Origin of the sequence: Burkholderia sp. BCC1640 (assembly GCF_902833125.1) — a bacterium.
Classification (GTDB): domain Bacteria; phylum Pseudomonadota; class Gammaproteobacteria; order Burkholderiales; family Burkholderiaceae; genus Burkholderia; species Burkholderia diffusa.
In genome coordinates, this window is the sequence record NZ_CADFEF010000002.1 from 287,192 (window position 1) to 302,072 (window position 14,881).

Annotated in this window: 8 protein-coding genes and 1 pseudogene; 3 read left to right on the top strand and 6 right to left on the bottom strand. The window is 65.8% G+C overall.

Annotated features, from left to right (window positions below):
* Positions 1 to 137: 137 nt before the first annotated feature.
* From HWX25_RS03700 to HWX25_RS03715, 4 genes are all read right to left on the bottom strand, one after another.
* Positions 138 to 1,307 (bottom strand): acyltransferase, encoded by a 1,170-nt coding sequence (locus HWX25_RS03700; RefSeq protein ID WP_175907185.1) that lies wholly within the window; start codon positions 1,305 to 1,307, stop codon positions 138 to 140.
* A gap of 87 nt (positions 1,308 to 1,394) precedes the next feature.
* Positions 1,395 to 2,798, bottom strand: a complete 1,404-nt coding sequence (locus HWX25_RS03705) for an oligosaccharide repeat unit polymerase (protein ID WP_175907187.1) — start codon at positions 2,796 to 2,798, stop codon at positions 1,395 to 1,397.
* Positions 2,795 to 5,068, bottom strand: coding sequence for a polysaccharide biosynthesis tyrosine autokinase (locus HWX25_RS03710; protein WP_175907189.1), 2,274 nt, complete (start codon positions 5,066 to 5,068; stop codon positions 2,795 to 2,797). Before HWX25_RS03710 ends, HWX25_RS03705 begins: the two co-directional genes overlap by 4 nt.
* Before the next feature lie 58 nt (positions 5,069 to 5,126).
* Positions 5,127 to 6,353 carry a polysaccharide biosynthesis/export family protein gene (locus tag HWX25_RS03715; protein ID WP_175907190.1) on the bottom strand — a complete coding sequence of 409 codons (1,227 nt, stop codon included), beginning with the start codon at positions 6,351 to 6,353 and terminating at the stop codon, positions 5,127 to 5,129.
* Positions 6,354 to 6,480: 127 nt separating this feature from the next.
* Between HWX25_RS03715 and HWX25_RS03720 the strand changes: the two genes are divergently transcribed.
* Positions 6,481 to 6,900: a hypothetical protein gene (locus tag HWX25_RS03720; RefSeq protein WP_175907192.1), complete on the top strand. Its 420-nt coding sequence runs from the start codon at positions 6,481 to 6,483 to the stop codon at positions 6,898 to 6,900.
* A 153-nt stretch (positions 6,901 to 7,053) separates the two neighbouring features.
* Here the strand turns inward: HWX25_RS03720 and HWX25_RS03725 are convergent, their stop codons facing one another.
* Positions 7,054 to 8,910: an alpha/beta hydrolase gene (locus HWX25_RS03725; protein WP_175907194.1), complete on the bottom strand. Its 1,857-nt coding sequence runs from the start codon at positions 8,908 to 8,910 to the stop codon at positions 7,054 to 7,056.
* 572 nt (positions 8,911 to 9,482) lie between these two features.
* Between HWX25_RS03725 and HWX25_RS03730 the strand changes: the two genes are divergently transcribed.
* Both HWX25_RS03730 and HWX25_RS03735 read left to right on the top strand, forming a co-directional pair.
* Positions 9,483 to 10,742 (top strand): oligosaccharide flippase family protein, encoded by a 1,260-nt coding sequence (locus tag HWX25_RS03730; RefSeq protein WP_175907195.1) that lies wholly within the window; start codon positions 9,483 to 9,485, stop codon positions 10,740 to 10,742.
* A 499-nt stretch (positions 10,743 to 11,241) separates the two neighbouring features.
* Positions 11,242 to 13,443, top strand: a pseudogene (locus tag HWX25_RS03735) (glycoside hydrolase family 3 C-terminal domain-containing protein).
* Positions 13,444 to 13,557: 114 nt separating this feature from the next.
* Here HWX25_RS03735 and HWX25_RS03740 read toward each other — a convergent pair.
* Positions 13,558 to 14,805, bottom strand: coding sequence for an NAD(P)/FAD-dependent oxidoreductase (locus HWX25_RS03740; protein ID WP_175907197.1), 1,248 nt, complete (start codon positions 14,803 to 14,805; stop codon positions 13,558 to 13,560).
* Positions 14,806 to 14,881 lie beyond the last annotated feature (76 nt).

Consider the following 14,881-nt stretch of genomic DNA (forward strand, 5'->3'; position numbering starts at 1 on the left):
CGATCGCGGCGTGTCGTCATCGGGAAGCGATCGATCGACACGCCCTTCTCTCATGCGCCTCCCCGCGCCCCGATCGAGACTCGCAGTTTCATGTAGTCGCGCCGCCACCGGCCGGCATGCTCGGCAAATCGACGCAATTACGCGACGTTGACCGTGCTACCGGCCGCGGCCCGTCGATTTCCGAACAGGCGTTTGCCGAGATACGACCTGATCGGCTCCTCGACGAATTTCGCGAGGACGGCAGCGGAGACGATCGAAACGCACGCCGCAAGCATCGCCGTTCTGACGACGTGGATGTCGCCATGCGGTGCATACGCGAACACCAGCCTTCCGATCGGGTAATGCACACAATAGAGCGGGTAAGAGATCCAGCCGAGGAATGCACTGATACGGGCAATGACCCTGCCGCTCGGAGCCAGCATGGCACCCCGATAAACCAGCGCAGGCGCGACGAACCATAGCACGGCCAGCGCGTAAATCCCCTTGATCGACGTCGGAAACACGACAACCAGCAGGAAAGCGACAAACAGCATGTAATCGCTCTTGATGAGCCTGGCGACAAACCAGTGGGGCCTGGCCGAGAGACTGGCGTCGTGCATCTTCCCGATCGCCACTCCTAGCAGGAATCCGTAGCCGACTCTGAAGAACCCGCCGATGAAGTTATCGGCCGACCAACCCTGATTCAGGATGACGGTCAGTTTGTCGTTGTCGAGGCCTACGAGCCATCCATACACGACGAAAGCGCCGAGACATGCATACGCCAGTCGCAGCAGATTCCGCGCATTCGTCCTGATCGCCGCGATCAGGACGACACTCGCGAACAGCTCGAAGAACAGCGACCATGCAGGCGGATTGAGAGGAAACACTCCCGGGTCATCGACTGCCGGCAGGCCGTGACTTGCAGCGCCGACGAAGCCCGACACCAAGAAACGACCGAGATACGGAACGAGGAAATAGTTCTGGCCGGTGGCTGCCGCCAGGTTACCCAACGAAAACGCCGCCGACGCGTGGATACGCATGACGACGAGGCTCGCGAACCCGATCGTGAGCCCGATGCATATCATCGGATACAGGCGTATCACGCGTCGCTTCAGATACTCGCCCCACCACGACTCCTGACGCAATCTTTCGCCATAAGAGTGCGTCAGGATGAATCCACTCAGCATGAAAAAAACGTCCACCGAAAGATACGCGCTCTGCAGTATCGGAATCGGCAGATCCTGAAGGAAATGCATAAACATCACGCTGATTGCCGCAATACCGCGCAATCCGTCCAGAATTTCAAACTTCTGCTTGTGAGTAGCCATGAAAAGTAACGGCTCCGGGAAATATTGGTTTTGGGACCCGGCAATCTATAAAGCGGTCGCATGCCCCGTACCGCGCGACCCTTGCTGTTATCGCGACAACACTGGATCGATGTCCGCGGCGCGATTCCCGCGCGCGATGGCGCGCCTGCTTCCGTCTCCATTTGGTCCGGCGCCGGCGGCATCGGGTGCCGCGCGCGCCCGAGGCTTGGCGAACCGGTGAAATACGGCGATGAGCAGTACGACCGGAACGAAGTTCCGCCCGCTGAACAGGTTCGGGGTCCGCATGACTTCCATGACCGACACGAACAGCACCGCGTGTACGCAGCACCAGAAGCCGTTCCCGCTCCGCCAGCCCGCATAACTGCGGCCGACCGCCCAGCCGAGCACGAGCGCGTCGAACAAGCCGAACCAGCCCCACTCGTAGAAGTGAACGAAAATCCCTGACGGATTGTTGAACTCCGGATCGGCGTAGCCGTTCAGGAACAGGTTGATGCTGTCTCCCGAGTCGAGCCACGGCTGCAACGTCGCGCCGATGATCGGAAAACGCAGCAGCCAGTCGAACGTAAACATCGGGTGGCCCTGGTCCCAGCCCAGCACACTCAGTATTCCCGCGCCGTTGTTCAACGACGTCGAGTAGTACAGGCCGAGACGTTCGAGCGCGAAATCGAACAGGTTGTCGTAGATGTTGACGTAATAGGCTTCCCACGACCGGTTGTACTCGTTCGCGATGAACAGCCCGAACAGCAACGGGATCGCCGCATACGGGCCGAACGTCAACAACCGCGAATACCTGCCGCCGAGGCGGAATCGCACGACCATGAGCGCAAGCGGCATCACCATTTCGATCAGCGCGAGCCGCTCGGCGAAGATGAAGCTGCGCAGCAGTGTCAGCACCGCGAGCACGGCGAAGTAGATCTTGTAACGATTCAAGCCCTTTACCGGTGTCCTGAACACATAGAAATACAGGACAACATACGGTGCGGTCGCCTGCGTGAACGTGCTGAGGCCCGTGATGCGCCCTTTCAGATCGAGCATGTCGTATGCGTTCGCTTCACCGCGGACGAACGCGACCAGCAGTGCAGGATGCGTGACGATGCCGCTCAGTAACAAGGCGTAGCCGAACAGAGCAAGCGCGAACACGAAATCGAGCACGCGAGGCGACAGTTCGACCTCGGCTGGCGGCGGGCCGCGTCGCGTCCGCACTTCGGTCGTCGCAAGCCATGACGCCGCCATCACCACCATCAGGAACAGCGCGCCGACGAACGCGTAGTAGCCGTCGAAGTAGATCCGCGCAATCGACTTCTGGTCACCCAGCAGGCTGAGCGACAGCAATCCGTACAACGGCAGGATGAACATCAGCACGAGGCGCGCCGGATCCTCCCACCAATAGCCCGTATAACCGCCCACGCCACCGCGCACGCGCGCCATCCTGCGCATCGTCGCCGGGCGCTGTCGTGGCTCGCCCCGTGCGCCGCCTGCTCGCCGGTTCATGACACCCGTTCCACCCGTTGACGCGGCGCGATCACTCCGGCATATCCGGACGCGGCCTGATGCGTGTTCGTATCCGTATAGCCGTAGTCGTACCGTCCCGGCGCGCCCTTGTAATCGTTCAGGACCACACCGCGCACGTCGATATGCGCGTGTTCGAGCCGTCGCGCGCTTTCGTCGAGTTCGGCGAGCGTCGTCACGCCGCTGCGCGCGACGAGGAATACGGTTCCCGCGAGGCGGCCGAGCACCAGCGCATCGGCCACCGGCAGCAACGGCGGCCCGTCGATCACGACCATGTCGTAGCGCGATGCGACCTGCTCGATCAGTTCGGCGAGTGCCGGCTGCAGCAGCAGTTCGCCCGGATCGGGCACGACGCTGCCCATCGCGATGAAATCGAGACCCGGCACGACGCCGCGCTTGATCGCCTCGTCGAGCCTGTGGGTGCCTGCCACCACGTCCGACAGGCCCGGTGCGCGGCTATAGCGGAACCGCTCGTGCAGCGATCCCTTGCGCAGATCGGCATCGATCAACAGGACTCGTCGCTTCGCCGCGCCGACGAGCGATGCAATATTCGCGGCGACGAACGATTTGCCGACGCCCGTGGTCGGCCCTGAGATCAGCACGACGGGATTCGACGCGCCCGGCATCGACAGTTGCAGCGCCGCGCGGAAATTGCGCAGGCTTTCGAGCGCCGCGTCTTGCACGGCCACCGGCGGAACCGGCGCGCGCGCGCCGCGCCGTCCGGCCTTCGGACGCAATTCCGCTTGCGCCGCGGTCGGGCTGTGCGGCACGGTCGCGAACACGGGCAGCCCGGTCGTCCATTCGATTTCCTCGGCATCGCCGATCGTGCCGACAATGCGCTGCCGGACGATCACGATCGCCGCGCCTGCCAGCAGGCCCACCATCAACAGGGCGATCACGGCGACCCCGCGATGCGGACCGATCGGCTGCTCGGCGACCTTCGCCGTATCGACGATCCGCACGGTGCCGGTCTTGCTGGCCCGCGCGAGGATCATCTGCTGACGCGTATTGAGCAGGTTCGTGTACAGCGCAGTGTCGACGGCCACATCGCGCTGCAGCTGCAGCACGCCCTGCTCGACGGTAGGCAGTTGCTGAATCTGCTTGCGTGTCGTCTCGAGCGAACGCTGCGCGTCGGAGAGCTGGGCATCGACGGCCACCACGGCCGGATGCTTCGGCATGAAGCGCGTCAGCAATTCCTCGCGCCGCTGCTGCAGCGTCTGCACGCGCGTCTCGATATCGACCGACTGCTGGCGCAACGCCAGCGCCTCGTCGCTCGTATTGACCGTCCCGTGCGAGGCCCGGAATGCATTGAAGCGGCTTTCCGCCTTTTCGAGCTGCGCCTTGAGCTGCGGCAACTGGGCGTCCATGAAGCGGATCAGCTTGTCGGCCGCCTCGGACTTGCGCTGCGTGTTCTGCGCCAGGTACGCGTCGCCGATCGCGTTCAGCACACGGCTGTCGTGTACGGGATCGGTCCCGTCGAGCGTCACGCCGACCATGTTCGACTGCTTGCCGCGCTCCGAGATCAGCGCGTTCTTCTGCAGCCAGGCCGTCGCCTCCTCGTCGCTGTAGCGCGTCAGGTCGAAGCGTGCGCCGGGCTTGCCGGCCACGCCGCGCACGAAGATGTCGAGCGGCCCCTGCGGCGTCTCGACATGCAGCGGCTGCCCGATGCGCCCCTGCCATGCCGGGCCGCTTCGGCCGAACCAGCCGGTACGCTGCAGCGTGTAGACGCCGTCGTCGCCGACGGTCAGTGCGAACCGCTTGCCGAGCAGGCGCTTGGGCACGTCGAAGGTCGGCACGTCGATGCGCTCGGTGCCGTACACATAGCCGCCCGGCAACGGCGACGACACGCCGTCTGCCGCGTTCACGAGCCGCCAGCCGATCAGCGGCAGGTAGTGCGGCCGTGCGTCGACGGCCAGATTGGTGCTGTCGATCGCGCGATCGAGCACCGCGCGGGATTTCAGCACTTCGATCTCGGTCGACGCGTCCGTCTTCAGGTCGAACACCGACGACGGATCGCCTGTGGGCGACGTCGATTTCGAGTCGGTCGGGCTTTGCTCGACCTGGAACAGGATGTCGGTCCGGTAGACGGGGGCCGCACACAGCGCATACACGGCGCCGATGAGCGCGCCCGCGAGCGCCGTGCAAAGGATCAGGCGCCGGCCGCCGTACAGCATGCTCCAGTAGCGGCGCACCGGATAGGACGGCCGCAGGGCGGGCCCGCCGTGCGGGTCGGGCAGGGTCGAAGAAGTCATACGGCATCAGTCCCGTAGGCGCGACGCGCGGTCGCGATGACGAAATGGGTCACGAGGGTCACGGCGAAATCGCCTTGGCCGTCAGCGCGCCCTGCGCGGACGACGGAATCAACAGGTTGACGACGCGGCTCCAGCGCACCAGCGACGACGCATCGACGAACACGACGTCGCGACGCTCGAGCGGAAACTGGTCGGCCAGCGCGAACGACGCGGGCGAGCTGCCGTCGAGGTGGTACACCCGCGGACGGTTGTCCGGGCCACGACGCACGACGAACACCTGGCGCGCGTCCGACGTGTACTGGCTCGCGCCGCCCGTGTCGCCGAGCGCTTCGCCGAGGCTCATCCGGCCGTCGGTCAGCGTCAGCGTCGCGGGCCGCGACACCTCGCCGAGCACGAACACCTTCGCGTCGCTCGCCGCGCGCACACGCACGAGATCGCCGTCGCGCAGCAGGATGTTCGACGGGTTCACGCCCGCGGCGATCAGCGCGGGCAGGCTCACGTTCACGGTCCTGTCGCCGCGCGTGACCGAGACCTGCGAGCGGTCGGCCGTCGGCGTGAAGCCGCCCGCGCGGTCGATCGCTTCGGGCAGCGTCATCGGCATGTCGTTGACGATCTGCAGACCCGGCGTGCGCACCTCGCCATCGAGATAGACACGCTTGCTGCGATAGGTCTGCACGCGCAGCGCGATCTGCGGCTTGCGCACGTATTCGCCGAGCCGCTTCGTCAGCAGCGCGCGCGCCTGCGCCTCGGTCAACCCCGCCACGTGCACGAGGCCCGCGTACGCGAACTGCACGTTGCCGTTGGCGTCGACCGTGTAACCGGTCGCAACCGAACTGGCGCCGACACCGTCGCCGCTCCCCGTCGTCTGCGTCGTCGGCAGATTCAACTCGGGGTGATCCCACACGACGATGCCGAGCACGTCGCCGGGGCCGATCGCGTACGGCTTCGGCTTGCCGAACAGTTGACGGATTTCCGCGTCGACATCGGCCGGCCGGCCCGCGTGCTGCTGCGCGACGAATGCCGGCGTGATTTCGATCAGCTCCTCGCTCGACACGTTCTGCACGCCGTCGAGGCCGCCCGAGCCCGACGCATCGGCGCTCACGCGCGCGTTCGCGTCACGGTCGGCAGGCGCCCGGTACGTCATGCCCGGCGACAGCACGCATGCGCTCAGCGCGCACGCGGCCGCCACGATCGCCATACGCGACAGCCACGGTGCGCGACGGGTACCGCCCATGCATGGCCGCGGCGTCCCTGGCGTCGATTCGGGTTGCGTGGTGATTGACATCGTGCCCTTCCAAAACTGTGTGGTAACCCGCCGAACGCGGCGAATTCCGGCATTACGCTTGCCGGCGCGGCTCGCATCGCGGTGCCGCACCTCCCTCTACACCGCACGTCATTCCGTACGATTCGTCATGAACTGCTCTTCGTCGCTTTCGTCACTCGTCTGCATCGTCTCGGTCGGCTTTGCCTGCGCCGTCAATGCGCAGACGTTGCCCGCCGTCCCGGCCGACGCGCCGGCGCTCGCATCGTCGGCGGTGCTTTCGCCGGCACCGCTGCAACGTTCGGCGCAAGCCGCCGCGACAAACGACGCCGCCGATCCCGCGGCAACCGCCTCCGGGGTCGCGACGCCCGCCTTCGCGCGTCCCGCCGCCAGCGCCGCCGTCCAGCCCGACACGCGCGCCCGTGGCATGCTGCGCCGGCCGCTCGTGCCGGGGCGGCCGCATCGCTCGCACTTGGCCGTTGCACCCGCCGACGACGTATGGCGCAGCGACAGGTTGTACGAGTCGCCCTACGCGAAGTCGCCCTATGAGCAACCGGGTGTTCCGGACTGACGCATCCCGGCCGGTCATGTCGCGGCGTGACCGGCGATGCGCCGATACGGGATTGGACACCACGGCGAACGGCGCGTCTGTGAGGGACCCCACCGAACGCCGATCTTCATATGTAACGGGGATCGCACCCCAACGCGCACGACGCGGCACGCATCACGACCGGCCGACCGACACGCTCGCGTACGATCGCGCGGCCGCTTCGGGTATGGCCGGATCGGCGATGCGCGCGACCGGTCGGGCCGCGTCGCGGCCCAGCGCCTGCATGCATAGATCGATCACGATGTCCGTGCCGACCGCGCCGTACACCGCATGGTCGACCTGCGGCTCGAGGTGCAGACGCACGTGACGCGAGCGCCGGAACGCACACTCGATTGCACCGAAGTGACGCCGGACATCGTCGATGCCGGGATCGAGCGCGCCGTATACCAGCGTCGTCCATACGTCGCGCCGCGCAAGCTCGTGCATCACGCCGCGTGGCGTGCCGATGCCCGGCTTCCAGCCGACGCGCGCGGCGAGTTCCTTCACCGGCACGCTGACCCGCGCAATCGCATTCGCGGCCACGGCCCGCACGATGGGCCGCAGGTCGCGCCGTTCGCGCACGAGACGCTTCCACTTCTGCCAGTCGCGCACCGACAGCCAGTAGCCGCGCACCGAGTTGTTCCGCTGCTTCTGCACCACCTCGAGCGAGAGCCCGGCCGGCCACACGAAGCGGGCGAGATTGATCGCGATCACGCCGCCGAGCGACGGCGTCTTCACGGCCGCATGCAACGCGGCATAGGCGCCGGAACAAATGCCGGCCGCGGCGACCTCCGGGTGACCGAGCGCGCGCAGCCAGTCCGCGGCAGCGGCCACGTCGTCGCTCGACTGCGCCGAATACACGACGCCCGACTGATCGTCCAGCGCAGCGGGCCCGCTATCGCCGACGCCCTGCACGTCGATCCGCAACGTCGTCACGCCGGCGCGTGCCAGCGTGCGCGCGAGACGCACGCTGAAGCGCCCTTCGCCACTGCGCGGATTCGTCGACGTGTTCGCGATCACGACCGCCGGCCCCACCGGATTCGTCGGCCGCGTGTCGGCGGGACGGCATAGCACGCCGACCAGCCGGTCCGGACCGACCGCGACGACCTGCTCGGTCATGTCGTGCAAGTCGAGCGCGACGGCCGATTCGCCATTCCACGCCGGATTCGTTCGCGACGGTGCCTCGACGCCAGTCGCCATACCCGGCGCGCGTGCGACGATCCAGTTCGCGAGTGTGTCGATCGCCGCGAGCGGCAGGCGCGAGCGCGTGCCGTCCAGCATCGTCGTCGGCCATTCGCGGAACGGATCGCTCGCCACGTCCACGCCGCGCTCGAGCAACGCTTCACGCAATGCGGGCCCGTCGCCCTGATCGGGCTGGATCAGCAACATCGCGCCGGGCAACGTCGGCGCATCGCGCACGACGTCGCACAGATCGACCGCCTTCAGCGCGTCGACGAAATCGCCGGGAAAGCGGTGCCCCAGTACGTTCATGCACGGTTCGTCGCGATGCGCGACGCGGATGGCGGGCGACGTGGTATCGAGCCACTGGCGATGCACGAACGACAGCTCGCGCAGGTAGGCGCGGCCGCGCACCACGGGCGCCAGCGCCACCAGTGCGTCGACACGCGGCGCCGGGCGCGGGCCGAAACCCGCGGCGGCCAGCATCGCGAACAGCGCGCCCGCGCGGATCCCGACAAGCGTCAGCGCGGTGACACCGGCCTGATCGCGCAGCAGGTCGATCGCGTCGTGAATGCTGGCAATGCTCGCGGCATGTCGACCGGCATCGCGATCGTCGCCCGCCGAGTCGCCGGTGCACGGATAGCTGAATCGCAATACCGTGACGCCCTCGCGGGCCAGCCGCTCAGCGATCGCCCGCATGAGCTTGTGCGTCCATGAAGCTTCGTGACCCAGCGATTCGCACAGGATCACGCCTTGTGTCGTCTGTCCTTCGTGCAGCCACCCCACGCAGCTGCCGAACGTTATCGGCTTCAATCGGTACTCCTCGGATCGGTATTTGTTATCGGATGCGAACACGCGTTCCGGCGGCTCCACCGGAATCGGCCACTCCACGATCATGTGACTGCGCGACAACGCACGGCCTTCAGGCAACGGACCTTCGCCGCGCCCCTGCGCGACTCGTTCGACCTTCGCCATGCGTTGTCCCGGTCCCGCTGCGGCAGGTTGCCGGCCTGAGTCGTCGTCAAGCCTTTCCGCCGCGAACCCAAACAGTCGTTCGATTAGAGCACTCGGCCCGAACGTTCTTCGGTGCGCCAGCTTACAAATGCATTCATCACTGCAGCGATACAACGAGGCGCGCGCTGTCGCGATTCGCGCCGCACATGCGCACCGAATCCCCGAAAGGTAGGCTCGCGAACACTGCCGTCCCGCTCGGCCCGTATCATGACCGCCATACGATGTGGCCGTGTCCGGCATCGCCGGATGAAACCGGCGCCAGCCGGAACAGGCCGCGAACCCACGCAGCCGGGTCAGCGCCGACCGGCCGCGCGAGCGCACGGCGGCACGCGCGCCGCCGCCCAGCGACACCCACGGCGCCGACCAAGCGAATGTCAAACATCAAGAAGAATTTCCTGCTGCTGCTGACGCTGCAGATTTCGATGTATGCGGTGCCGCTGCTGATCGCACCGTTGCTCACGCATGCGCTGGGCCCGGAAGGCTACGGGCAGCTCGCGTTTTCGCTCGCGGTCATCGCGTATCTCACTAACTGCACGAGCTACAGCTTCGACCTGACCGCCACGCCGCGCATCGCGCTCGCCCGCGACGACCGCGCCGAACGCTCCCGCATCTTCTGGGCGACGCTGTATGCGCAGATCGGCATCGCGGTGATCTGTTTCGTCGTGCTGATCGGGCTGATCGTCCTCGTCGGCCGCTTCGGCGAGGACCGCGACCTGCTGCTGATCGGCTTCGGAATGGTGGCCGGCGTGGCGTTCACGCCAGGCTGGTATTTCCAGGGCATGGAGAAGTTGCGCGCGCTGAGCGTGATCCTGTTCGTCGGCCGCATCCTGAGCCTGCCCGCGATGTTCGCGCTCGTGCACAGCCCGGCGGACATCGATCGCGCGATGATCGTCAACGCCGCCGTCCCGACGCTGTCCGCGCTCGTGCTGGCCGTCTATCTGTATGCCCAGCGCGAAATCGACTTCGTTCGCGTCGGTTTCGCCGACATCGCCGAATCGCTGAAAGGCGGCTGGCAGGTGTTCCTCGCATCGACGTCGATCGCGTTCTATGCGTCGACCAACACCGTGCTGCTCGGCTTTGTGTCGGGCAACGTCGCGGCAGGCTATTTCGCCGCCGGCGACAAGCTGATTCGCGCGGCGCTCAGCATGCTCCAGCCGCTGAAGGCCGCCACCTATCCACGTATCAGTTATCTGATGCGGCATGCGCGAAACGACGCGTTTTCTTTCCTGCGCAAGCTGTTCGTCGTGCAGGTCGCGATGGTGCTCGGCATCTCGCTCGCGATCTTCTTCGGCGCGCCGCTCGCCGTGCGCATCCTGTACGGGCCTTCGTACGAACCCACGGTCCAGGTTCTGCGGTGGATGGCCTTCATTCCCTTCATGGCCGGGATGACTGACCTCTTCGGTGTGCAGACGATGCTGCCGCTCGGGATGAAGTCCGAATTCACGCGCGTGCTCATGTCATCGGGCATTCTGAACATCGTGCTCGTGCCGGTGCTCGCGAAGTACTTCGCCGAACTGGGCGCCGCCGCCGCCGTGCTGACGGCCGAGGCTGCCGTCGCCGCGGCGCTTGCAACCGTCGTCTATCGCGCTGGGATACCGCTGCCCGGCAGTCCCATCGCGCGACGCGGCTAGCGAGTCCGGACGGGCCGCCTCGATTTCGCCGAAGCGGCCGGATCCCCGCGGTGCCGCGTTCGATGCGCACGCAACGAGTGGCGTCGCACGGGCACACGCCTCTCCGCTTCCCCCTTCGAAACGCTCGCGCGCAGGTACTTCTTACCCTGCTGCATACGCACAATCAGGAACGCTTACTGCCTTTTCCCCACACCGCGCGACCATCTCGAAAAAAGATCATACGTATCGGTAGAAATACCGATACTGTAGTCAAACTACATTCGTACGATTGGTCGCTGCAGAGAATCGCTACATCCGATTCGGCAGCGTCGGACGGTCCGCGTCGCCGTCCGCGTTATTCGATCGGGCCCAACCGGCCGTAACGATTCCCCGCCAGGCCTGGCATGCCGACGCGCAATCACCCTGCATCGCCAGCCGAATGCGTCCGGTGCGAATCCACCGGGCGTGCGCAGCTCCAGACATCACTCGAACAACCGGCAATACGATCATGGAGAGCAACATGCGGGACACACTCTGGCCGGCCGCCGTGCTGGCAGCGACCCTCTGCACCACCGCTTACGCGGGCAACGCCGATTTCAATGCACCGGGCGACGCTGCCGACGCGTTCGCATCTTCCGCCGTGCAACGACGCGCCGACCTCCTCGTGCGCAAGATGACGCTCGACGAGAAACTTCAGTTTATCCATTCGCAATACGAAATGTCTAAGGTGCCGGGCGGCGGAGCCGGCTACATCCAGGGTGTGCCGCGGCTCGGCATTCCCGATCTCAACATGGTCGACTCGGCGACCGGTTCCGGCAGCACATCGCAGGCCAGTACGACGTTTCCCGCGACGATCGCCGTCGCCGCGAGCTGGGATCGCCGCCTGTCGTACGACTTCGGCAAGCAGGTCGCGATCCAGTTGCGCGCGCAAGGGTTCGGCATGGGCCTCGCCGGCGGCACCAATCTCGCTCGCGAACCGCGCGGCGGCCGCCTGTTCGAGTATCTCGGCGAGGATCCGTTGCTCGCCGGCGACCTGCTCGCGGAGCGCACACTCGCGACGCAGCGGCAGAAGGTCATCGCGACCATCAAGCACTATGCCGGCAACGAACAGGAGCATGGCCGGATGGGCGGCAACACGCAGATCGACGAGCGCACGCTGCGCGAGCTCTACCTGCTGCCGTTCGAGATCGCCGCGAAACGCGGGTAGCCTGGCAGCGTGATGTGCAGCTACAACCGCCTGAACGGCACGTATGCGTGCGAGAACAATCACCTGCTCAACGACGTGCTGAAGAACGAATGGGGCTTCCAGGGTCAGGTGCAATCCGACTGGGGCGCGACGCACAGCACGGCCGCCGCGATCAACGCCGGGCTCGACGAGGAAGAGGACGTCGGGCCGTCGGTCTACTTGACGCCGGCCGCCGTCAAGCAGGCGATCGCGAACGGCTCGGTGTCGACCGCGCGCCTCGACGACATGGTGCGCCGCAAGCTGGCCGTGATGATTCGCGTCGGCGTGATGGACGATCCGGCCAAGGGCGGCGGCACGATCGATTTCTCGGCGGCGAATCGGTTCGCACAGGGGGTCGCCGAGCAGTCGATCGTACTGCTGAAGAACGACGGAAACCAGTTGCCGCTGGCGGCCGCGGCATTGTCGCGTATCGCCGTGATCGGCGGCCACGCCGACGCGGCCGTGCTGTCGGGCGGCGGCTCGGGCAACACACGCGATCCGGTCACGGGTTCGTTCGCGGGCTGCGGCGGGCTGACGTTCGGGTCGTCGACGGGCTGCAGCTGGTGGCGCAATCCGTGGCTCAAGGTCGACGTGCCGATCGTCGCGGCGATCCGCGCGCTCGCGCCGGCGGCACAGGTCACGTTCGCGGGCAACAGCGATCAGCAGTCGCCGTTCCGCGCGTACACGCAGCAGGAAATCGACCAGGCCGCGGCACTCGCGGGCCGCTCGGATGTCGCGATCGTCGTGGTCGCGCAGCCGGCCGGCGAGGATTTCGGTGATCTGCAAAGCCTGAGCCTCGCGAATCCGTCGAACCAGGATGCACTCGTCGAAGCGGTCGCGCGTGCGAATCCGCATACGATCGTCGTCGTCCAGAGCGGCAATCCGGTGCTGATGCCGTGGAAGGACAACGTGTCGGCGATCGTCGAGGCGTGGTATCCCGGCGAAGGCGGCGGCAAGGCCATCGCGAACGTGCTGTTCGGCGCGGTCAATCCGTCCGGCAAGCTGCCCGTCACGTTCCCGGCGCGCGACCAGGATTCGCCGGCGTGGGGGCAAAACGGCGCGTTCGAGAACGATCCGGTCTATGCGGAGAAGCTGAACATGGGCTACCGCTGGTACGACGCGCGCAACATCAAGCCGATGTTCGAATTCGGCTACGGGCTGTCGTACACGCACTTCGCGTATTCGGGCCTGTCGGTGTCGCGGCAACGGGACGGTTCGCTGAGCGTCGCGTTTACCGTGCGCAACGACGGCCGCGTCGCCGGTGCGGAAACGCCGCAGGTCTATCTCGGCGTGCCGTACAAGGACGAACCGCCAAAGCGGCTGGTCGGCTGGGAAAAGATCCGGCTGAACCCGGGTGAAGCACGGCATGTACGCGTGACCGTCTCGCCGCGGATGCAGAGCGTGTGGGACACGTCACGCAACGGATGGAAGGTCGTGCCGGGCGGGACGGTGTATGTGGGCGCGTCGTCGCGCGATATCCGGCTGCAGGGGAGCTGATCGGACAGCCAGGCGGCCAGCGCGCCCCCGCCCGCTCGGCTGACAGGTGAAACGGGAAGCCCGGACGTCTCACGACGTCCGGGCTTCCCGTATCGCACATGCGGCTTAGGTGAATCAGCCGAGGCCGCCGGAACGGCAGAATTCGGCGAGCACGTCGAGGCCGCGCGCCGGTTCCCGCACAAACGGATTCGACTCGTCCCATGCGTAGCCGGCCAGGATCGAGCAGACCATGCGCTTCACGTCGGATGCCTTGTCTTCATGAAACACGATGTCTTGCAGCGTCCCTGAATACCAACGCTCGACGAAGGCGCGGAAGGTGTCGATGCCCTTGCGCAACGCGACGTCGTAATCGCGCGTCCAGTCGACGGTCTCACCGCGCAACTGCCGTTCGAGCACGGCAACCGCCAGATGCGCGGACCGCAGCGCGATCGTCACGCCCGACGAGAAGATCGGATCGAGAAATTCGCCCGCGTTACCGAGCAATGCATAGCCGCGGCCGTGCAGCGACTCGACATTCGACGCATAGCCTGAAATGCGACGCACCGGCATCACGAAGGGCTTGCTGCCGACCAGCCGCGACAGTGTCGGCTCGCTCTGCAGCAATTCGCGCAACAGCGATTCCTTCTGCGCTTCCGGCACGTCCAGAAATCCGGCATCGGCCACACACCCGACCGACGAACGTCCGTTCGTCAGCGGAATCATCCAGAACCACACATCGCGTCGCGCCGGATGGACAGCAATGCAGATCTTGTCTCGATCGGTCGATCCGGCAGGCAAGCCATCTTCGACGTGCGAAAAGATGGCCGCGCGTGTCGGCAGGCCGGTGGGCGCCTCGAGCCCCAGCAAGCGCGGCAACACACGACCGAACCCGCTCGCATCGAGTACGAACGACGCTTGAACGGAATATTCTTGGCCTGCCTCGTCGACGACGTCGAGCCGCGGCGTATCGCCGGGCTCGAAAGCGCGTACGGTATGGCCAAATCGCACGTCCGCGCCCTGTTCGGCCGCACACCGAATCAGCAGATCGTCGAACGTTGCGCGTTCAACCTGATACGCCGTTCCCCAGCCCTCGGAAAACTTCTCGCGGAAATCGAATGACGACATCCTGTCGCGATAAACGAAATACGCGCCGTTCTTGAACTGGAAGCCGGCCTCGACGACTGCCTGCAACATGCCCGCTTCTTCGAGATACCGCATGCTCTGGGGCAACAGGCTTTCCCCGATCGAAAAGCGCGGAAAATGCTGCCGTTCGAGCACCAGCACCGAGCGGCCAGCCTTGCGCAGCAGCGCGGCTGCGACTGCACCGGACGGCCCTGCCCCGATGATCGCGACGTCGATCGAATTCGATTTCATTTCACTCATGCTTGCCAATTCACTTCGATTGATTGGGTATCTTACGTTTCTCACGCCACGATTTGACGTTGCAAATTACAATAGG